The sequence below is a fragment of the Gemmatimonas phototrophica genome, assembly GCF_000695095.2.
Classification (GTDB): Bacteria; Gemmatimonadota; Gemmatimonadetes; order Gemmatimonadales; family Gemmatimonadaceae; genus Gemmatimonas; species Gemmatimonas phototrophica.
The window spans coordinates 2,599,576-2,618,467 of the sequence record NZ_CP011454.1 but is presented as its reverse complement, the minus strand read 5'-3'; the positions used below and the strand labels follow the sequence as shown (position 1 = coordinate 2,618,467).

At 64.7% G+C, this 18,892-nt stretch carries 16 protein-coding genes and 7 tRNA genes; 16 read left to right on the top strand and 7 right to left on the bottom strand.

The window, feature by feature from the left end:
- Nucleotides 1-2 precede the first annotated feature (2 nt).
- From GEMMAAP_RS11170 to apaG, 3 genes are read left to right on the top strand one after another with little or no spacing between them, the layout of a single operon-like run.
- A complete protein-coding gene (locus GEMMAAP_RS11170; protein WP_053334139.1) occupies nt 3-1,199 on the top strand; it encodes an aminotransferase class I/II-fold pyridoxal phosphate-dependent enzyme in 1,197 nt (398 codons plus the stop codon).
- Complete coding sequence (locus tag GEMMAAP_RS11165) at nt 1,199-2,887, top strand: glycoside hydrolase family 10-like protein (protein ID WP_238588231.1); 1,689 nt, start codon at nt 1,199-1,201, stop codon at nt 2,885-2,887. The genes GEMMAAP_RS11170 and GEMMAAP_RS11165 overlap by 1 nt, the downstream gene beginning before the upstream one ends.
- Entirely contained in the window at nt 2,887-3,297 is a 411-nt protein-coding gene (apaG, locus tag GEMMAAP_RS11160) for a Co2+/Mg2+ efflux protein ApaG (protein WP_053334140.1), read from the top strand. The genes GEMMAAP_RS11165 and apaG overlap by 1 nt, the downstream gene beginning before the upstream one ends.
- Nucleotides 3,298-3,326: 29 nt before the next feature.
- Here apaG and GEMMAAP_RS11155 read toward each other — a convergent pair whose 3' ends face one another.
- Nucleotides 3,327-3,740: a hypothetical protein gene (locus tag GEMMAAP_RS11155; RefSeq protein WP_026849711.1), complete on the bottom strand. Its 414-nt coding sequence runs from the start codon at nt 3,738-3,740 to the stop codon at nt 3,327-3,329.
- Nucleotides 3,737-4,633 (bottom strand): Rossmann-fold NAD(P)-binding domain-containing protein, encoded by an 897-nt coding sequence (locus tag GEMMAAP_RS11150; protein WP_026849712.1) that lies wholly within the window; start codon nt 4,631-4,633, stop codon nt 3,737-3,739. Before GEMMAAP_RS11150 ends, GEMMAAP_RS11155 begins: the two co-directional genes overlap by 4 nt.
- A gap of 106 nt (nt 4,634-4,739) precedes the next feature.
- Here GEMMAAP_RS11150 and infA point away from each other — a divergent pair, with 106 nt between their 5' ends.
- Nucleotides 4,740-4,961, top strand: a complete 222-nt coding sequence (infA, locus tag GEMMAAP_RS11145; protein WP_026849713.1) for a translation initiation factor IF-1 — start codon at nt 4,740-4,742, stop codon at nt 4,959-4,961.
- A 50-nt stretch (nt 4,962-5,011) separates the two neighbouring features.
- Here the strand turns inward: infA and GEMMAAP_RS11140 are convergent, their stop codons facing one another.
- The gene (locus tag GEMMAAP_RS11140) at nt 5,012-6,793 is read right to left on the bottom strand and encodes a tetratricopeptide repeat protein (RefSeq protein ID WP_026849714.1); all 1,782 of its coding nucleotides are present in this window, start codon (nt 6,791-6,793) and stop codon (nt 5,012-5,014) included.
- Nucleotides 6,794-7,013: 220 nt separating this feature from the next.
- Here GEMMAAP_RS11140 and GEMMAAP_RS11135 point away from each other — a divergent pair, with 220 nt between their 5' ends.
- Nucleotides 7,014-7,877 carry a hypothetical protein gene (locus GEMMAAP_RS11135; RefSeq protein WP_158514827.1) on the top strand — a complete coding sequence of 288 codons (864 nt, stop codon included), beginning with the start codon at nt 7,014-7,016 and terminating at the stop codon, nt 7,875-7,877.
- Nucleotides 7,878-7,911: 34 nt separating this feature from the next.
- On the opposite strand, the gene GEMMAAP_RS11130 is transcribed toward GEMMAAP_RS11135, so the two are convergent.
- Together GEMMAAP_RS11130 and GEMMAAP_RS11125 are read right to left on the bottom strand one after the other, a co-directional pair.
- The gene (locus GEMMAAP_RS11130) at nt 7,912-10,695 is read right to left on the bottom strand and encodes an ABC transporter permease (RefSeq protein WP_026849716.1); all 2,784 of its coding nucleotides are present in this window, start codon (nt 10,693-10,695) and stop codon (nt 7,912-7,914) included.
- Entirely contained in the window at nt 10,692-11,420 is a 729-nt protein-coding gene (locus GEMMAAP_RS11125; RefSeq protein WP_026849717.1) for an ABC transporter ATP-binding protein, read from the bottom strand. Before GEMMAAP_RS11125 ends, GEMMAAP_RS11130 begins: the two co-directional genes overlap by 4 nt.
- 43 nt (nt 11,421-11,463) lie before the next feature.
- Between GEMMAAP_RS11125 and GEMMAAP_RS11120 the strand changes: the two genes are divergently transcribed.
- The 9 genes from GEMMAAP_RS11120 to GEMMAAP_RS11080 all read left to right on the top strand — a co-directional run bounded on the left by GEMMAAP_RS11120 (nt 11,464) and on the right by GEMMAAP_RS11080 (nt 13,996).
- On the top strand, nt 11,464-12,222 hold the full coding sequence (locus GEMMAAP_RS11120; RefSeq protein WP_053334141.1) for an arylesterase: 759 nt from the start codon (nt 11,464-11,466) through the stop codon (nt 12,220-12,222).
- A gap of 171 nt (nt 12,223-12,393) precedes the next feature.
- The gene (efp, locus tag GEMMAAP_RS11115) at nt 12,394-12,960 is read left to right on the top strand and encodes an elongation factor P (protein WP_026849718.1); all 567 of its coding nucleotides are present in this window, start codon (nt 12,394-12,396) and stop codon (nt 12,958-12,960) included.
- A 140-nt stretch (nt 12,961-13,100) separates the two neighbouring features.
- Nucleotides 13,101-13,174 (top strand) — tRNA-His (locus GEMMAAP_RS11110).
- A gap of 43 nt (nt 13,175-13,217) precedes the next feature.
- Nucleotides 13,218-13,290, top strand: a tRNA-Trp gene (locus tag GEMMAAP_RS11105).
- 158 nt (nt 13,291-13,448) lie between these two features.
- Nucleotides 13,449-13,521 (top strand) — tRNA-Glu (locus GEMMAAP_RS11100).
- Between the two features lie 32 nt (nt 13,522-13,553).
- Nucleotides 13,554-13,625 (top strand) — tRNA-Glu (locus GEMMAAP_RS11095).
- A gap of 25 nt (nt 13,626-13,650) precedes the next feature.
- Nucleotides 13,651-13,725 (top strand) — tRNA-Asp (locus GEMMAAP_RS11090).
- A 68-nt stretch (nt 13,726-13,793) separates the two neighbouring features.
- A tRNA-Leu gene (locus GEMMAAP_RS11085) sits at nt 13,794-13,875 on the top strand.
- Between the two features lie 49 nt (nt 13,876-13,924).
- Nucleotides 13,925-13,996, top strand: a tRNA-Thr gene (locus GEMMAAP_RS11080).
- Between the two features lie 295 nt (nt 13,997-14,291).
- Here the strand turns inward: GEMMAAP_RS11080 and GEMMAAP_RS11075 are convergent.
- Nucleotides 14,292-15,209, bottom strand: a complete 918-nt coding sequence (locus GEMMAAP_RS11075; RefSeq protein ID WP_026849719.1) for a 5'-3' exonuclease — start codon at nt 15,207-15,209, stop codon at nt 14,292-14,294.
- 111 nt (nt 15,210-15,320) lie between these two features.
- Here GEMMAAP_RS11075 and GEMMAAP_RS11070 point away from each other — a divergent pair, with 111 nt between their 5' ends.
- Nucleotides 15,321-15,881, top strand: a complete 561-nt coding sequence (locus tag GEMMAAP_RS11070) for a nitroreductase family protein (RefSeq protein WP_026849720.1) — start codon at nt 15,321-15,323, stop codon at nt 15,879-15,881.
- The gene (locus tag GEMMAAP_RS11065) at nt 15,881-17,137 is read left to right on the top strand and encodes a spinster family MFS transporter (protein WP_053334142.1); all 1,257 of its coding nucleotides are present in this window, start codon (nt 15,881-15,883) and stop codon (nt 17,135-17,137) included. Before GEMMAAP_RS11070 ends, GEMMAAP_RS11065 begins: the two co-directional genes overlap by 1 nt.
- Before the next feature lie 127 nt (nt 17,138-17,264).
- Here the strand turns inward: GEMMAAP_RS11065 and GEMMAAP_RS11060 are convergent, their stop codons facing one another.
- Nucleotides 17,265-18,539 (bottom strand): alpha/beta hydrolase family protein, encoded by a 1,275-nt coding sequence (locus tag GEMMAAP_RS11060; RefSeq protein ID WP_026849722.1) that lies wholly within the window; start codon nt 18,537-18,539, stop codon nt 17,265-17,267.
- Nucleotides 18,540-18,892: the final 353 nt, after the last annotated feature.

The window sequence follows — 18,892 nt, the reverse complement described above, 5'->3', positions numbered from 1 at the left end:
GCATGCCCAAGTTCTCTTCGCGCTTCTCGGCCTTTCCCATCTATCCGCTGGCGCATATTCCGGCGCGCAAGAAGGCACTGCTTGCCGCCGGCGTAGACGTGATCGATCTCGGCGCCGGTGATGCCGATCTGCCACCGCCCCCCAAGGCGGTGGCCGCATTGCAGGCGGCCGCCGAAGTCCCGGCCATGCAACGCTACGGCTTCGGGCTGGGACACGTGCCGTATCGTGAAGCCATCAGCGCGTGGATGCACACACGGTTTGGACAGCGCGTCGATCCGCTTACCGAGATCGTACCGCTGCTGGGGAGCAAGGAAGGGCTGGCCCACGTGGCATTCGCCTATCTCGGCGCCGGCGACGTGGCGATCATTCCCGATCCGGCCTATCAGGCGTATCTGGGGGGGACGCTCATGAGCGATGCCACTCCGTACGTGTATGCACTGCGTCCGCGTACCAACTTTCTCGTGGAACTCGACGAGATTCCGGCCGCTGTGATGGCACGGACGCGCGTGCTGTATCTCAATTATCCCAACAACCCGACCGCCGCCATTGCGCCGCGCGAGTATCTCGAACGCGTCGTGCAGACCTGTCGGGAACGTGACATTCTGCTGGTGTACGATAACGCGTACTCGGAGATGGGCTTCGATGGCTATGTGCCGCCGAGCATCTTCGAGATTGAGGGAGCGCGTGACGTGGCCATCGAATTTCATTCGCTGTCGAAGACGTACAACATGACGGGATGGCGGTGCGGCTGGGCGGTGGCCAAGCCGGAGATCGCCGGCGCGCTCACGAAGGTGAAATCGTTCACCGACACCGGGCAGTACATGGGCATTCAAGCGGCGGGTGTTGCCGCTATTGAAAGCTGGGCCGAGTTCGTGCCGCAGAACCTCGCGGTGTTTGCCGCACGTCGTGATGCGGCGGTGGCGGCATTCCGCGCCAACGGCTTCGCCTGCGAAGCGCCCAAGGCCACCATGTACCTCTGGATTCCGCTTCCCGACGGCATGTCGAGCGCGGCCTTCTGCGACCGTCTGCGTGAAGAGCAGGGGGTGATTGCCATGCCGGGGTCGGGGTTTGGCGCCGGTGGTGAGGGTTTCTTCCGCATCTCGTTCATTCAGGAGGGTCCTCGTATCGCCGAGGCGGCGCGGCGCGCGGGTGTGGTGCTGGCCGCCATGCAACAGGCGTCGGAGACGATCGGCGCGTGATGCGACGTGTGTATGGAGCCGGCGCCGTGGCGGTGATACTGGCCACCATGTCCTGTGGCCGTGGGCTCTCGCCGGCCGTGCCCATACCCGCGCCAGTGGCGCCGGCAGTAGGCGTGGCCAGCGATTCGGCGGCCGGTCGTCTGGATACGGCCGCGCGTCGTCGCACGCCGGCTGCGCGCGGCGCCGACAAGGCCCCCGTGCGGCGCGCCGAAGTGCCCCAAGCCGTCGTCAGCGTCGATGCGCCGCCGGTGCTGCGTGAGTTTCGCGGTGTCTGGGTGGCCACGGTGGGCAACATGGACTGGCCCTCCAAGCGTACACTGAGCACGGAGGACCAGCAGGCCGAGTTGCGCGCCCTCTTCGACCGGGCAGAAGCACTCAAGTTGAACGCGGTGATTTTTCAGGTGCGACCGGCCGGTGATGCGCTGTATCAGTCCAGTCTTGAGCCATGGTCGGAGTTCCTCACCGGAACGCAAGGGAAACGGCCGCAGCCGTTCTGGGATCCCCTGGCCTTTGCCATTGCCGAAGCGCATGCCCGCGGTATGGAATTGCACGCCTGGTTCAACCCGTATCGGGCCGGCTTTGTGCGCGGCAAATCCCCCGCCGCCGTTTCACACATTCGCCGTACCAACCCGGCGTTGGTGAAAAAATACGGTAGCTACCTCTGGATGGATCCGGGTGAGGCTGCGGTGCGCGCGCGCACCGTAAAGGTCATCGTGGATGTCGTGAAGCGGTATGACGTGGATGGCATTCACCTCGATGACTACTTCTACCCGTATCCCGAGAACGATCGGCGAGGGCGGGCGTTGCCCTTTCCCGATGCCACCAGCTACGCCAAGTACCGCAAGTCCGGCGGAAAACTCGATCGGGCCGAGTGGCGCCGCGAGAATGTGAACAGGCTGGTGCGTCAGTTGCACGACACCGTGCACGCCACCAAGCCGTGGGTCCGCTTTGGTATCAGCCCCTTCGGGATCTGGCGGCCAGGGTACCCTGAACAGATCCGCGGTTTCGATGCCTACGAAAAGTTGTACGCCGATGCCCGCAAATGGCTGCGTGAGGGGTGGGTGGACTACTTCACGCCGCAGCTCTACTGGCCTACCACCAAGGTGGCGCAGGCGTATCCCGTGCTGCTCGACTGGTGGGCGAGTGAAAACGTAATGCAACGCCACTTGTGGCCGGGAAATTTCACGTCGCTGGCGGGGGGACGCGGCTCCACGGCGTTTCCGGTCAGTGACCTGCTGGAGCAGATTCGCCTCACGCGACTGCAACCAGGGGCCTCCGGCAACGTGCATTTCAGCATGACCTCGTTCCTGAAGAACCAGGCTGGGATGAACGACACGTTGCAGAGCGGTCCGTATGCGGCGGTGGCCTTGCCGCCGGCCTCACCGTGGCTCGTGGCCCCACCGCCCCCCGCGCCGGCCCCGCGTGTGCAGCGCGCCAACGGGGCCCTCCAGCTGCGACTCATGCCCCAGGGACGAACCGCCCCGTGGCAATGGCTCGTACGGCTGCGCACCGACACGGCATGGGTTACCATGGTACTACCGGGGGCGACCGATCGCTTTACGATTCCCCGTGACCTCGCCGCCACCAAAGTGACCGTGTCGGCGCTCAACCGCGTTGGTACAGAGAGTTCGCCCGTGTCGCTTTCGATCGTGTCGGGTTCCACCTCATCGTCCACTGGACGGTTCTGATGAGCGATCGCCTTTCGTTCTATTACCGCATGACGTCGGGGATCCGCATCACCGTGCGCCCGTCGTATCTGCGCGAACGGTCCAATCCGCTGCTGGGGCAGTTCGTCTTTGCCTACCACATCCGCATCGAGAATGTGGGTGACCAGGCGGCGCAGTTGCGGACACGCCGCTGGCTCATTCACGATGAAGCGGTGGGCGACACCGTCGTGGAAGGCGAAGGCGTGGTGGGAGAACAGCCGCACCTGCTCCCCGGACAGATTCACGAATACCGCTCATTCTGCGTACTGAAGGCGCCCAACGGCTGGATGGAGGGCACCTATCGCTTCGTGCGCGATGATGGTTCGAGTTTTCTGGCCGTTATCCCCCGGTTCACGCTCGCGGCCGAGCCGCGGACAGATACGGTACTCTAGCGCACCGCAACGGCGGCCAGTGCCCGCCGTCAGCTGGTCAGGTCGGCCAACGGGATCACCTCGTGAAAGGCCGTGTACAGCGCTTCCAGCTCGGTAGACGCCAGGAGGTCGCGTACCAGGAGAGCCAGCAAAGCGGCCAGGGCCGGCTCTGCCACCTCATCGAGCCCATCCAGCGCGTTCGCTTCGGTTGGCTCCGGTGCATTGGGGCGACGAACCAGTTGCAGCAGCGGACCGCTCAGCGCATCGCGTAATGGTTCGCGCCCACTGCGTTCGATGGCGGTGGCCAGGGCGCCTTCGGCCTTGAGGTAGCTCCTGGTGGTCGCTGCGGCCGAATAACGGGTCACCACGGCCTGTCGGTCGCCCGCACCAAGCCCGGCGAATCGCACGAGGAAGCGACGGATGGCGGGCGTATTGGGGCCATAAGGTTGGGACGTGTCGCTCATGCGCGCTCCTCGAGACCGGGGAGGACATGGCCGAGTGCCTGGAGTCCGGCAAAAATGTCAGGCATGGAGGGAGCCCAGCCTGTGGCCAGCAACGCGGCGCTTGAGATCCGTTGATTGCTGCGTCCCGCCCGCACAGCACCCGTTGTGGTGGCCGCCCCCGCTGCCGCCGTGTCACCCGTTGCGGCCCGACCCGTAAGGGCCTGTGTAATGAGGCCAGCCTGTACTGGCGTATTGTCGGTGCAATTGAACACCATCCCTTTTCCGGTGGACGGCAGGGCCAACGTATGCACCATGGCCGACACCACGTCGTCGCGCCACGAAAAATTGCACCAGGTATCAGGGGCGGTGAGGCCATTGGCGAATCGTGGACCGGGATCGCGGCCGGGGCCGTAGAGTCCGGCCGCGCGCAACACGGTGACGGCGCGCGACGCCGTGGCCGATGCCAGTACAGCCAGCTCGGCGTCCATCAGCGCCTGCACGCGTTCGTTGGCCGGCGCAATGATCGTGCGCTCGTCCACCTCGCTCCCATCCTGGCGGTCATAGATCCCGGTGCTCGATATGTACACCAGACTGGCGACACCAAGTGCATCGGCCAAGGCGGCCGCGCCTCGCGCCGCAGCGGGATAGATGGCGTAGCTGTCGCCCCGTGCGGACGACGGTGCGACACACACCACCAATCGTGCAACGCGTTCCGGAAGCGCGTTCAGCAAGGCGTCATCGTTGGCGCCGCGCACGATATCCCCGGCAACGGCATGGCACCCCGCAGGTGCCGGGCGCGCCGTGCGCGACAGGCAAAAGACCCGTCCGTGGTGCACCCTGGCCTCGGCCGCGAGGCTGAGCGCCGCGGCCGCCCCAAGCCATCCGGGGCCCACCAGCAGGGTGTCAGTGACCATCGACAGGCCTCGGCTGGCCTCTGGTGCGGAATTTCATATCTTTTTTCTCCGTCAAGACCGGCACGACTCCCGGGCCGGCCCAACCAAGGAGAGGACCGACGCCGACATGGGGAAGCAGGACGCGATTGAACTCGAAGGCACCGTGACCGAGTTGTTGCCGAATGCCATGTTCCGCGTGGCGGTGCCGAGCGGACACGAAATACTCGCGACGCTGGCGGGAAATATGCGTCGGAACCGGATCCGCGTGTTGGCCGGCGACCGGGTCAACGTGGAAGTGTCGCCGTATGATCTGACCCGCGGGCGCATCACCTTCCGCCACAAGAACTGACGGCAACACGCGGCATGGCGCATACCATGCCTGTCGCGCGAGGAGTGCCGTTACTTGAGCAGGAAGAACGCGGCGGCGCCACCAGCCACTGCGACTACCCCGCCAATGATCACGAACAGCTTGCCCTTCCCTGAAGAGGGTTGGGCGTCGTTCGCGGCACGCGACTCCGTGGTGCGGCGGGGCGCCGCGCCCGTGCTGCTGGCGCGTGGCGTAGGGACCGGCTCGGGCGACGGTGCCGCCATGGAAGGGGCCGGCGGTGCCGTGGCCACAATATCCGACAACGGGGCGATACCAGCCGTTGACCCCGACGACACGATCTGCGTCGGCCCTGGCTTTACCGCGGGAGCGGCCGGTACAGCGGGCTGGTCCGGCAGGCCACCAAGTACTGGAGACGAAATGGGGGGACCCACCAGCATGGGCTCCTCGTCCGCGTTGACCACACCGTGCTCCACGGCAAAGTCGAGCAGCAAGCCGGCGTTGGTGGCTGGCGTGGGGTAGTTCACGTTCGAAGTGGCCGCCGGCGCCTCTACCGCAGTTGCCGTCGTGTCGGCGGGGACGACCTCATCGTCGAACGCCAGGTCGAGATCGAAATCGGTATCCCCGCCTGCCGTCTGTGCCACCGGAGCGGAATCGGCGAGGTCGAGTGACAATCCGGATAACGCATCGGCCGCTGGCGTCGTATCCAGCAGATCAACGTCAAGCTCCGCCGCCGGAACCGCATCAAAGGGTTCGAGCGGCGTGAGGGTCCGATCAAGACCGGCGACCGCCAGCGATGACAGTGGGGTGTTCATCACGTCAACCGACAGCAGTTCGTCGATACTGGGGTCGCGCAACGTTGGCGCCGGCAGCACATCGGTGAGATCCATCGTGTCCAGCATCTCATCCACAAGGTCGTCGGCCTGATCCAGCGACGGCGGTTCCACCACGGGAGCGGCCGGGATGATGGGGACCCCGCTGGGGGTGGTTCTCAGCAACACATCGGTGACCGCGACGGCGTCGCGGAGCGGCTGGTCTTCCCATTCCTCATGCGCTTCGATTGAAGCGTGGGCGTACACCCGCATCGACGTGTCATCGTCGAAGGCGCTCACCTGGGCAGGCGTTTCGCTGCGGGGCGTAACGACCTGTGCGTCCTCTGCCGCGGCGGCTGTGACTTGCACAACCGCCGCGTCCGCGGACATGTCGTCCGTGACCAGAGGCTGCTCTACTTCGTGCCGTGAGGCTGCGGCCTCCTGACGCGCGCGAACGTCCGCGACGCGCGCCAGCAGCACCTCGGCCCGTTCCGTGGACAACTCATGCGCATCCAACAGAGCGTGCAGTCGCAGCAGTAGCGGTTCGGCGTTGGCCGGATTTCCCGCCGCCAGCGCAATACGCGCCGCGTTCTCCAGGACGATGGCCAAGCGCGCGTCCTCCTCACCCACGTGATGCTCAATGGCCGTGATCGCGCGCTGCACCAGCAGTCTGGCTTCGTCCAGACGCCCGCTCGAGGCCAGCATCACGGCGAGGTCCATACGGGCCCGCGCCACCGGCATGGCGTCTTCCCCGGCCAGGGCGACTCGCAGCGCACAGACCCGCTGTGCATGCTGCAAGGCTTCTTCAACACGGCCCAGCCGGAAATTCGCCTGCGCCAGATTGCTCAGGACGAGGGCCAGCGGCTCATGGCTTCCCGATGCCGACGGCAGCGCACGCGCAAGACTGTCGGCGGCGGCCGCAAAGGCTTCAGTCGCCTCGGCCCAATCGCCATCTGCCGCCAGGGCGAGCCCGCGGTCGTTGTCGTGCTGCCACGTGTCGCGCCCGAAGCGCGCCGTCGTGTGATCTGTTGAGAAGTCTACCATGCGTTGGTTGACGCGCCGTGATGGCTGACGTCACCCTCGTGTTGCGATTTGTGCCGGGAGTGTAACGGGAATGCACGGGGCATCACAGCTGGGTCTGCCAGCGTTGAACGCCGTTCGCACCATGCCGCGTGTGAAATGGCCGAGCAGGAACCGTTCCGTACCGCGCAATATGCATCACTTCTGCGTTGACGGTACGAAGTCTGACCGTAGCTTCACGGATATGAAATCGTGCAATGTGGCCCACCCCATCCCGTGTCCTCGTGTCTGGCAGCCGATGCACCGCTGCCGCCACGCCCTGGCGCGAGCCCTGGTGCTCCCTGCATTGTTTGCCTGTGGAAGTATCGGCGACGGCGGGGTGACGGTAAAAGGCGACATTGAGGGGTTGGATACGTTGGCCTTCCGTGGTGACTCGTTGCTCGCCCAGGCCGACCGGGCGCCCATGGTCCTCGACTCATTGCGACTCGCGGCGCAGGCGGAGTTTGAACAGGCGCTCAAGGATTCCCTGGGCGGCGGCAGCCGGGTCGCTACGGGTGCCGGAGATGGTACGTTGGCGTCTCCGGGAGCCAATGTCCGCGATGCCACCGGCGCGCTGACGGCGGGGACGATCATGTCGAAACGTGCCCAGGCGCGTGGCGACTCCATGGCGCGGGCCTTCGCCGCCAAAATGACCGGTGCTGGTGCCGGCACCGATCGCGCGCATGGCGATACCGTACGCGGACAGCTGATCTGGCAGGGGACGGAGCCAGCTCGCGCCGTGGTGTTGCGTACGGCGCAGTCCACCATTGCCCTGAGCGGCATGGCCACCACCGGGATGTCGAAGCTCGTGGGCAGTGAGGTGGTCGTGCGTGGCGTACGGATCACGCCGCGGGATGTGGTCGTCTCGGACTTCTATGTGCGCGCCGCCGACGGCGTGCCCGCGTTTGACGGCACCATCCTCCCCGATGGGGGCCTCAAACTCACCGATGGCAGCGGTACCAGACGTGTGCCGCTGCCGTCAGCGCTGCAGGGTCTCACTGGCGCCCGCGTCTGGGTCGCCGTGAAAGACGGCAGACCGTTCGCCTACGGCCTGATCGCCAACCGCTGACGCGCGAAAACCGTCAGCGGCCGCGTTGGACGGGTTATCCCGGTTCCCGAATCGCCATCATGGGCGTTTCGCGATAGACATCGCGCGAGGTGAGCAAACCGATCGTCATGGTCAGCAGCAGCATGCCGGCCGCGATCAGCAGCGTTGGGCCCACGGCCGGGTCGAACGGGTCGTCGAATACGAAGCGTGTGATGGCCCACGCGCCGCCAAAGGAGAGTACCATGCCCGTGAGGGCGCCGAGCGCTCCGAGGGCCCCGTATTCGGCCAGCAGCACACGCGCCACCTGGGCCCGCGACGCGCCCAATGTACGCAACAGCACACCTTCGCGCAGACGCGCACGCCGGGTGGCGGCCACTGCACTGAACAGCACTGGCACACCCATGGCAAGCGAGAAGAGCCCAAGGAAGCGGATGGCCAGCGTCACCCGATCGATGATGGCGCCGATCGTCTGTTTCACCAGCGTGAGATCCAGGCTGGACACATTCGGGTACCGTCGCACCACATCCCGTTGCATGGCGGCGAGTGGCTGTCCCGCCGGCACGTTGGCCACGATTACGTATTGCTGCGGGGCTCGGCGCAACGCCGCTGGCTCGAACACCGCAAAGAAGTTGGCTTCGAAGCGGCCCCAGTTCACTTCGCGCGTGTTGGCCAGCACCGTTGTGACCGGGACGCCCTGGACGTTCCACACGATGGTGTCGCCAATCGTCACGCCCATGTCGCCGGCCAGTCCCGTCTCGAGTGAGAGCAGGTAGGGGAGATCCGGATTGGCCGCCCGCGCTTCACGACGCTGCGACGAATCCGGAAACCACGAGCCAGTGATCAACTTCTCCGACGCCTGCATCTCCTGACGGTACGTGGACCGGTACTCGCGCCGCAGGACCCACCCGGCGCGCCGCACCGACGTATCGGCCTGCATTTTGGTGACTGACACGCCGTTGATCGCCTCAATGCGCATCGTCACAATGGGCGTCTGTTGCACAATGGGATGCTGGCGCACGCGCAACATGGAATCGAGCGGCGCGGCCTGATCGTCCTGCACATCGAAGAGCAGCAGGTTGCCGGCCGCGGCATCAGCGGTGGTCTGCACGCGCCCCAGCAGATTGGCCTGCACGAGATACACGGTGCTGAGCAGGAACGCACCGAAGCCCAGCGCCAAGGTGACGGCCCGCGTTTGATTGGCCGGGCGGTGCAGGTTGGAAATGCCCTGGCGCAGCGGGAACGGCCAGGACGGACGGGTCGTCCGACGGGCCACGGCGATGAGCGCCGTGGCGGCGAGCCACAGGATGGCCACCACGCCCACAATGCCTCCCGTCATGGCGAGACCATCGCGCACCGACTCAATGCGCGACATCACAATCGCAACGATGCTGCCGATCAACAGTGCATCCACCACCAGGCGCGCCGGGTCCTTCCACTCACTGGGCAGCGCCGCGGGATCGGCGTTTCGGCGAATGGCCTGCAACGGAGAGACCCGTCGCAGCGCGAGCAGCGGCCGCAGCGCAAACACGAGTGATACCCACACGCCAGTGGCGAGCCCCAGCAGCAACGGTCGTGGCTCAAGCATGATGGCCACGTCCACGGGCAGGAACTCTCCCATGACCTGAGGCAGAAGGAACTGGATCGCGACGCCCAGAGCTGCACCCGCCGTCGCTCCTACCAGCCCCATGGCCCCGGCTTGCACCACGTACAGGGCAAGGACCTGGCGGCTGGTGGCCCCGAGGCAGCGGAGCACCGCAACGGTATCAATCTTCGCCGACACAAACGCGTTGACGCCACTGGCCACGCCGATGCCACCCAGCAGGAGGGCAATGAGGCCAATGATGCTGAGAAAGTCGGCCAGGCGCGCGACGGCTTCAGTGAAGTCGCGCTCGGTGTCGGCGACCGTCCGGACCCGAACCCGGGTGCGTGGAGGGGCTATGGATTGCGGCGCGACGGCGGTGGTGGCGGCCTTCGCCCCCGAGGCGGAGTCGGGGCTGGTGCTGTCGGTCGTCGCCGCCGGCAGCACGCGTACGGTATCGCGTTCGGGGTCGTCGCCTTCGCCGCCCGGGCCGGAGCGCTCGGCCTCGCCGGAGGCTTCTTGCGCTTCCAGTCGCGCCGCCTCCACCGGATCAATGCGACGGCGCAGCGCCTTGGCTACCTGAGCCGCGCCCTGAGGCGTGGCCTGATTTGGCGGCAGCCGCAACACCATCTCGTATTCAGCGCGGCTGCCGAACTTGAGCAGCCCCATCTTCTCCAACCAGCGGTCGGAGACATACACGCGTGGCCCAATCACCGACGTGATGCCGGCGTCGCCCGGTACATTGCCCAGGGTGCCACCAATGCGGAACGTCTGCTGGCCAAGCTTGAGGACGTCGCCAACGTTGGCCTCGAGGGCAATGAGCAGCGACGGATCCACGAACACGACGCTGTCGTCGTGCACCCGTGACCAGCCATTGGCCGGTTCGGTTTCGATGGCGCCGTAGAACGGGTAGCCAGGTGATACGGCGCGGACCTGCACGAGACGCGTGCCGCCGGACGGTTCCGCCAGCGCCATGGACGCGAAGGTGGTCACGCGCGCGGCCGGAATCTGCTGGGCGCGCAGCGAGTCCACGAGCGTGTCCACCACGGCCGGAAAGGTGGCCCGGGCGGTGAGCGCCATGTCGCCACCCAGCAGGGTGCGCGACTGTTCGCGGATGGAGCGCGTCACGTTGCCGGCAAAGGAATCGATGGCCACCAGCGCGGCCACTCCGAACGCAATGCTCGACATGTACAGCGCGAGCCGACGACGTGCCGTGCGACTCTCGCGCCAAGCGAGGCGGAGCAGAGCCTGAGTGGTCATGCGGAGGGGGCCGCCGACGGAATGGCGTCGCTGGCAGCCGACGGCTCGTGGTAGATGTCTTCCACGATGACGCCGTCGCGCAGGCGGATGGTGCGCTGCGTACGTGCCGCGAGGCTGGCATCGTGCGTGACCAGCACGATGGTGCAGCCGCGTTCCCGGTTGAGTTGCTGCAGCAGTTCCACGATGCGTTCGCCGGTGGTGCCATCCAGATTGCCCGTGGGTTCGTCGGCAAAGAGGATTTTGGGGTCGTTCACGAAGGCGCGGGCGAGGGCGACGCGCTGCTGTTCACCGCCCGAGAGCTGCTGGGGAAAGTGGTGCGTGCGGTCGCCGAGTCCGACGCGGGCGAGCAGGTCACGGGCGCGCGAGGCCGCTTCCCGTACGCCCACGACACCCGCCAATTCGAGGGGCACCTGCACATTTTCCTGTGCGGTCAGCGTGGGGATCAATTGAAAGCTCTGGAAGACGAACCCAACTTTCTCTCCTCGCAGGCGCGCCCGTGCATCTTCATCGAGGCGGCTGAAGTCGATTCCATCCAGGGATACTGAACCGCGCGACGGGGTATCCAACCCGGCGAGCAGCCCGAGCAGGGTGGTCTTGCCGCTGCCGGAGGGGCCGACGATGGAGACGAAGGCGCCGGCCGGTACATCGAACGACACGTCACGCAGCACTGTCAGGGGCTGGGTGCCGCTCTGATATTCCTTGGTCAACCCACGGGCAACGAGCATGCGATTGCAGAAGAGAAGGGGAAAAGTCCGGTCAGGGCGCGCCGTGTTGACCGCGACGGCCGTTGGGCTGGCGAGCCTGCAGTTCTTGGGGGCGTGTGGTGGCTCCGAGGAGACCAACGGACGCTCCGGAACCAACGTGCCCGCCACCACTGGGGATTCATCGACGCGTCAGGCACTGGCCAACGCGTCCACGGCGGAGAATACACCACCGGCGGGGAATCGCGCGGCACCGGGGTTGCCGCGTGTGGTCCTGCTGGGCACGAGTCTGACGGCGGGGCTGGGGCTCAGCCCGGAGCAGGCCTATCCGGCGTTGCTCCAGGCGAAGGCTGATTCGGTTGGGCTGGCCGTGCGGGTCGTGAATGCGGGGCTGAGCGGCGAAACGTCGGCCGGGGCACTTCGGCGGGCGGCATGGGTGCTGGATCAGCCCGCCGCGCTGGTGGTGCTGGAGGTGGGTGCCAACGACGGCTTGCGGGGGGTGGATCCCGATTCGACGTATGCCAATCTGGTGAAGCTGGTGGAAACGGTACGCCGTACCCAGCCTGACGCCCGTCTCGCGCTGGTGCAGATGGAGGCCCCCACGAACCTGGGGGGCGACTACACCACCCGCTTTCACGCGGCGTATGTGCGGGCCGCCGAAGAGACGGGGGTGCCACTCTGGCCCTTCCTGCTGGACCGGGTGGCTGGCGTGGCCCGTCTCAACCAGGGAGACGGGATCCATCCCAACGAGGAGGGGTCGAAGGTCGTAGCCAAAACGATGTGGGGGGCGCTGGAGCCGGCGCTCCGGGCCTTGCCTCGGCCGTAAGCCGAGCTCCTGCGGTCACTTCCAGCGAGCGATCAGGTCGGTTAGGTTCCGAGGCTGTACCAGATTATTGGTACGACTTGACCCGCATCACTGGGGTCGAGGCTGACTTTTTTCGCGCAGTTGGCGTCGCGCATTCCCGCGCATTTTTCCCTGCTTGCAGGTGTCGTCGATATGGCTTTCTCCGCTACGCAGATCCGCCGGGGTATGGTCCTCGTCTTCGAAGGCGATCCGTGCCGTGTTGTTGAGTTCCGTCACCATACGCCGGGCAACCTGCGCGCCATGGTGCAGGCGAAGCTCAAAAACCTGCGCACCGGGTCGAACTTCGAGCATCGTTTCCGCGCCGCTGACACGATCGTAAAGGCGGACATGGAAACGCACGAACTCGAGTTCATGTACCAGGGCGGCGATTCGTACCACTTCATGAACGCGGAGAACTACGACCAGATCGAGCTCGACGAGGAATCGCTCGGCGACTCGGCTCCCTGGATGCAGTCGGGGCTGAAGATTCTGGCCGAGTATTACAACGGTCGTCCCATCGGCATTCAGCTGCCGAACTCGATGGTCTTCGAGATTGTGGATACCGCTCCGGTGGTGCGCGGCGCCACCAAGACGGCGTCGTCGAAGCCGGCGAAGCTGGAGAACGGGGTGGTGGTGAACGTGCCGGAGTTTGTGGAACAGGGTACGCGGGTGCGTGTGAATCCGAACACCGGTGAGTACCTCGATCGCGCCAAGGATTGAGAAAAAAGACCGGGTTCAGCCCTTGAATTCGGTCTGCTAACCGGTTACCCTTGGCGTCTCCCGAGTAACTCCACGCAGTTTGGTGGCAAGCGGTCGGGAGTCACGAACGCGGTTTCTTACGTAGCGCCCATTCGTTCATGGTGGCCGTAGCTCAATTGGTCAGAGCACCGGATTGTGGTTCCGGGGGTTGCGGGTTCGATCCCCGTCGGTCACCCTGAGTCACACTGGCGAGCAGCGATTCCGTCGCCGCTCTCCGGAGGTCCGTAGCTCAATTGGTAGAGCACCGGTCTCCAAAACCGGCGGTTGGGGGTTCGATTCCCTCCGGGCCTGTCTCAACTGCAGTTTTGAGTGGTGGGTGTCGAGTCTTCAGTCACTGGATCTCGGACACGCCAACTCGGGGTGCGGTAAGAAGGGCGTGATTGCGCGCAGCAATCGTGACCAGATGTAGCGTTCCGCCGTCGGCATTTCGCTGAAGGCGAAATGCCGACGGCGGTATCGTCTAGGGGACTAGGACACAGCCCTCTCAAGGCTGGAACACGGGTTCGAATCCCGTTACCGCTATGCGGGTGCTGGTGCAGGGCAGTGGCTTCAACGGCTCCATCGTCTATCGGTTAGGACACGACCCTTTCAAGGTTGAGAGACGGGTTCGATTCCCGTTGGAGCTATGCAGGTGCAGGTGCAGGTGGTGTTGGGGGCGTAGCTCAGTTTGGTTAGAGCACTCGACTGTCACTCGAGAGGTCGCGGGTTCGAGCCCCGTCGCTCCCGTTGTTCGGCGGAACAACATGTGAAGCAGTTGTTGGTGGAGTTTCCGCTACTGTTGGTTGATGTTGGAGGCCCTCGTGGTGGAATTGGTAGACACGCTACTTTGAGGTGGTAGTGCTTAACGGCGTCACGGTTCGAGTCCGTGCGAGGGCACTGTTTACCGTTGGATAGCAGGACACGGCACCTCACCGTGAGATCAACCGCCACAGTAGCTCAGTGGTAGAGCACCCGATTCGTAATCGGGCGGTCATCGGTTCAATCCCGATCTGTGGCTCTGTTTTTCAGAGCAGATGGCTTTGACACAGCAAAACGGCTCCCCTTGTGGGAGCCGTTTTGCGTTCAGTGGTCCTTAGGTTCCGCGACGGCCACCGTTCTTGGCCTTTGTCGGGGCACTCTGCTTCTGTCTTGGATCCGGCATGCGCGTCTTGTCGCCAGACGCTACCGGCTGGCCGCCTGCGGCGGGCTTTCGGCGCGAAAAGTCGGGGACGGCGGTTGCATTGCGCTTCTTCATGGTCGCTCCACGTGTGTGATGTGCGGAAGATAGCGACATGCCACTCCTGGAGGCGCTGCTAGTACTCTTCAGGGAACGGCACGGCTTCCAGTCCGGGGCCTGCTGCCATCCGCGTGATTCCGTCCGTCGTACTCCCAGTCGCGCTCCCATCCGGACTCGCCGCCATTCGGGCCGCGGACCCGGACGGCCAGCTCACCGTACTGATGCTGCAGTCTGAGAGTGGCAGCATTGGCACCGGGGCATCCGTGCGAATGGTGGTGAGCTGCAACATGAGCCGGACATGGTCATGTTGCCCGGCCAGCTTGGCGGTATCGTCGCGATGACTCACGAACTCACTGGCTTCCAGCGCTTTCTCAAGGCTCTGCCAGCGTCGCAGGAGCTTCACTGCCGTGCCCTTCCCGATGTTCTTCACCCCCGGAATGTCGTCACCCTCTTCACCGCACAAGGCCTTGAAGGCCGGCAGCTGTGGCGGGAGGACCCCGAAGCGGGTGTGCACGTCGGCGGCGGTCCAGCGTTTGATTCGTTCGCCATTCTGCCCTTTGCCCACCCCGACATAGGTGGCCACCGCCACCCCCTCCGACACGAACTGCAGCAGATCGGAATCGTTGGAGAGCAGGGTAATGCGCGCCTCCGGCTGGAAACGCGCCATCAATGACGCGACGCTGTCGTCGCCTTCGAACTGTTCCACACTCACGCTCACGACCCCGGTCGCTTCCACCCCCTCACGAATGGGGGTAATGCGGGCCCGCATGGAGCCGGTACGACGATGTTTGTACGAGGGGAATAGTGCGTGGCGGAACGTTGGCCCTTCGTGGTCCCAGGCGGCGACCAGGTGCGTTGCGCCCACATCAAGCGCTGCCCCGCGGGCCATCTGGCACCACAGGCGTACGCCGTTGGCGATATCCCCCGCCGCCACATGGGCGGCCCGGCCCGCCAGCGACTGTGCGTCTACCACGAGAAGATGCGGCTGCGTCATGGCGACAATCTACTGGTCTCCCCTGCGCGCTGAACAATCTCAGGTATCTTGTCCCGCATACGATTGGCGACACCCGCCAGTCATCCCGTAGCTCTCGCGCTTCTGCCTGATATGAATCTCACTGACGCCATCTCCGCCCGTCGCTCGGTTCGGAAGTTCACCGATCGCCCCCCCACACGTGAAGAACTCGAGCAGATGCTGTCTGCCGCGACGCTGGTACCCAATCACCGTCTGACGAACCCGTGGCGCTTTTACGTTCTGGGCCCTGAGGCGCGTGCCGGCTACGGGCTCGCCCTTGGCAATCGCAAAGCCAAGAAGGCCACCGATGAAGCGCACGCCGAGTCCATTCGGAAAGCCACCAGCGACGAGCACCGCGCGCAGCCGTGCATGCTGATCGTGGCCATGGTCCTCAACGAGAACTTGGAAATTCGCGAGGAAGACTACGCGTCCACGATGATGGCCACGCAGAACATCTGCCTTACGGCGGTATCGCTCGGGCTTGGGACGTACATTCGCAGCGGCGCCATCATGGATGATCCTGCGGCGCGGGCAGCGGTTGGCGTACCCGAGGGGGAACGCATCATCGCGGTGCTCAGCGTGGGCACGCCGCTCGAAGTCCCTGACGCCAAGCCTCGTCGTGCCGTCGCCGAAGTGACTCACTGGGTGGACTGATGAAAGAGAAGAGCGGGTATCGGTATGTCGTGCTCGCGATGCTCATTCTCGCGTACACGTTCAACTTCCTCGATCGGCAGATTCTCGGCATCCTCAAGGAGCCCATCAAGCGCGATCTTGGACTGACCGATACCCAGCTCGGCCTCATGGGCGGACTGGCGTTCGCCATGCTCTATTCCACGCTCGCCGTGCCCATTGCGTGGGCGGCTGACCGCATGAGCCGCACCTGGATCATGACGGGCGCACTGACCCTCTGGAGCGGCTTCACGATGGCCTGTGGGGCAGCCACGGGCTTCTGGTCGCTCTTTCTGGCGCGGGTGGGCGTGGGTTTTGGTGAGGCGGGCGGGGTTGCCCCGGCCTACTCGCTGGTGAGCGACTATTTCCCCAAGGAACAGCGCGCACGGGCACTCGCCGCGTATTCGTTTGGCATCCCCGTTGGGTCGGCGCTGGGCACGCTCTTCGGTGGGCTCATGGCCGCCTACGTTGACTGGCGGTTTGCCTTTTTTGCGGTGGGCGGCGCCGGTGTGTTGCTGGCGCCGTTCTTCAAGTGGGTCGTGAATGATCCAGTTCGTGGTGCTTTTGATGGCGCCACCGCCGCGACGCCCGCGGTGGCCCCGGGATTCATGGACGTCGTACGCACCGTGCTGCCAAAGCGCACGTTCTGGTTGCTGGCGGTAGGCGCCGCCTGCTCCAGCGTATGCGGCTACGGCGTGGCCTTCTGGCTGCCGTCGTTTTTCATGCGCAGCCTCAATCTCACGTTGGCGCAAACGTCCGTGTATTACGGCCTCATCCAGCTCTTTGGTGGGGTCGCCGGTATCTGGCTGGGTGGAGCGCTCTCCGATCGTCTGGGCGCCAAGAGCAAGAGTGCATACGCACTGGTCCCTGCCGTGTGCTTCCTGGTGGGGCTGCCGCTCTTTCTGCTGGCCATGAATACGCAGAGTCTGGCGGCGGCCTTTCTGCTGTTCCTCATCCCGACCGGCCTCAACCTGGCGTGGCTCGGGCCCGTGGTGACCGCCGTGCAACACCTCGCGCCCGCCAACATGCGCAGCACCACCAGCTCGCTGTTTCTGCTGGTCAACAACCTGTTCGGTATTGCCGTGGGGCTCTGGATCTTTGGCTATCTCAGCGATCTGCTGGCGCCCACGTACGGCGCCGAGAGCATGCGCTACGCCATCTACTACGGGTCAAGCTTCTACGTGGTGGCGGCGACGCTGCTGTACCTGGCATCGAGGCGGCTCAACAAAGACTGGACGTAACGGCGGAACTGCTTGTTAAAGCGTCATGAGTTATGGGTCATCAGGTTACCGAGTAACTGCGGCACGAGACTCCTGCCGTTACCCGGTCACCCGTTAACCCATAATCCATAACGCTGTTACCGGCAGTTCACCGCGTTTGTGCCCACTCAACGAGACGGCTGAAGCTGGCCATGGTGCGGCTAGGCGGAATGGCGCAGTGTCCGAAGTTGTCGAACACTTCCTGCTTGAGATTCGCCGCTGAACCGGCGGCCTGTATGCGCGCCGCCAGCGTGTCGTTGTGGAAATTGGGGACCGCTGGATCCCAGCGGTTATGCAAGGTGAGCAGCGGAATATCCAAACGACCACTCGGCGTGAAGTGCCGCGCCAGATACTGCTCGGCCTGCGGCGCCAGCGTGTAGCGCTTCACTGTCGCGTTGGCCAATCCGAGGTAGGCCGAGACGGCACCGGCAAGCTGTGGGTTGACGAGCGTACCCGGAGAATACGTGGTGCCGCTGTTGTCGAAGATGTTCGGGCTGTTCACAATATCCGTAATGTCATTGATACCGCGCGCATGAAAGGAGAGCGCACCAAAGAGCGACCCGGCAAGCGTGCGGAATTCAAGGGACTGAGGATTCGTGAAGTCTCCGCCGGTATTGATCCAGGGCAGCGGTGTTTCCTTCGTGCTGGCAATAACAAACAGGCCAACGGGGTTGCTCTGAATGACCGGACCAATCTGCGCCGGGTCGTTGAAAGAAAAGTCCGACGGTACGCCTTCCACGTTGCCCGGCAGCTTCCCCGGGAAGAACACATCAGCCAGAGCACGCACGTGGCCGAGGTACTGCGTTTGGACCCGCGAGCCGCCGTTCATGCCACACACGCTGAGCGCGCCGGCGTATTGCGCGGGGTACTGTTCGGCGAGGGATACTACAATGCCGCCGCCCAGCGAGTAGCCCAGCAGATACGTGCGGGCTGGTGCTCCGGCAAGGTGCGACGCCAGCAACCCACGCAGCTGATGCGTGCGCTGGGCACCGTCCTTCACCGCGAAGCCGTTAATGGAGTAGCTCGAATACGCGACGGCAAATCCTTGCGCCCCCAGCAAATCGCGCATGGCGTACATGTTGCTCTCGTCGGTAATGGCAACCGGAAGCGTGGGGGCTTTGTAGCCATGCGCAATAACAACCGCATCGCCGTTCCAGTTGGTCGGGACATACAACTCATACAATGAACCTGGACCGGTTTCGCCACGTACAATACGGGACCACAGGCCAGTCCCCGGTTCTTCGGTGGTGCTGTTCGTACGAGCCAGAGCTCTGCCCGCGTTGCGTGGTTCGGTCGGCGAGTCGGTGGCGCAGGCACCCAACAGCGTGGCGAGTGTCAGAGCCAGGGCGCCGAAGCGCAGACGGCGGGCCAAGGGGGTGAACATAGAGCGTTTTTCCTCGGGGCAAACCCATGTTGGCGGGAGCCGACCGTGCATTCGCACGGTCCGCGAGTTCGGGTCACCCACGCGCAACGCGTTGGTGTCCGAACCCGCGGACATGGTGCCACCAGCCAGGAACACGCCCTATGCGACACTTGACGTAGTTTGCCGTGACACAATGACGTAGCGCTGGTCGAAATGACGTAGAAGCAAGCGGTCCGGTGCATTGGTGGAGGGCTATCCATGGTTACGGCACGGCGGTTGGTAACGATGTGTCGGCCGGAAAAGCCCCGTCCCTGGGTCCGGATATGATCACGGGTGGCCGTCCCTGTTGTCAGGGCCGGTGCCCCCAGCTAGCT

Excerpts from the sequence above, each read along its gene's own strand:
- GEMMAAP_RS11170 (WP_053334139.1), top strand. The coding sequence starts at position 3 with ATGCCCAAGTTCTCTTCGCGCTTCTCGGCCTTTCCCATCTATCCGCTG.
- GEMMAAP_RS11165 (WP_238588231.1), top strand. The coding sequence starts at position 1,199 with ATGCGACGTGTGTATGGAGCCGGCGCCGTGGCGGTGATACTGGCCACC.
- apaG (WP_053334140.1), top strand. The coding sequence starts at position 2,887 with ATGAGCGATCGCCTTTCGTTCTATTACCGCATGACGTCGGGGATCCGC.
- GEMMAAP_RS11155 (WP_026849711.1), bottom strand. The coding sequence starts at position 3,740 with ATGAGCGACACGTCCCAACCTTATGGCCCCAATACGCCCGCCATCCGT.
- GEMMAAP_RS11150 (WP_026849712.1), bottom strand. The coding sequence starts at position 4,633 with ATGGTCACTGACACCCTGCTGGTGGGCCCCGGATGGCTTGGGGCGGCC.
- infA (WP_026849713.1), top strand. The coding sequence starts at position 4,740 with ATGGGGAAGCAGGACGCGATTGAACTCGAAGGCACCGTGACCGAGTTG.
- GEMMAAP_RS11140 (WP_026849714.1), bottom strand. The coding sequence starts at position 6,793 with ATGGTAGACTTCTCAACAGATCACACGACGGCGCGCTTCGGGCGCGAC.
- GEMMAAP_RS11135 (WP_158514827.1), top strand. The coding sequence starts at position 7,014 with ATGAAATCGTGCAATGTGGCCCACCCCATCCCGTGTCCTCGTGTCTGG.
- GEMMAAP_RS11130 (WP_026849716.1), bottom strand. The coding sequence starts at position 10,695 with ATGACCACTCAGGCTCTGCTCCGCCTCGCTTGGCGCGAGAGTCGCACG.
- GEMMAAP_RS11125 (WP_026849717.1), bottom strand. The coding sequence starts at position 11,420 with ATGCTCGTTGCCCGTGGGTTGACCAAGGAATATCAGAGCGGCACCCAG.
- efp (WP_026849718.1), top strand. The coding sequence starts at position 12,394 with ATGGCTTTCTCCGCTACGCAGATCCGCCGGGGTATGGTCCTCGTCTTC.
- GEMMAAP_RS11075 (WP_026849719.1), bottom strand. The coding sequence starts at position 15,209 with ATGACGCAGCCGCATCTTCTCGTGGTAGACGCACAGTCGCTGGCGGGC.
- GEMMAAP_RS11070 (WP_026849720.1), top strand. The coding sequence starts at position 15,321 with ATGAATCTCACTGACGCCATCTCCGCCCGTCGCTCGGTTCGGAAGTTC.
- GEMMAAP_RS11065 (WP_053334142.1), top strand. The coding sequence starts at position 15,881 with ATGAAAGAGAAGAGCGGGTATCGGTATGTCGTGCTCGCGATGCTCATT.
- GEMMAAP_RS11060 (WP_026849722.1), bottom strand. The coding sequence starts at position 18,539 with ATGTTCACCCCCTTGGCCCGCCGTCTGCGCTTCGGCGCCCTGGCTCTG.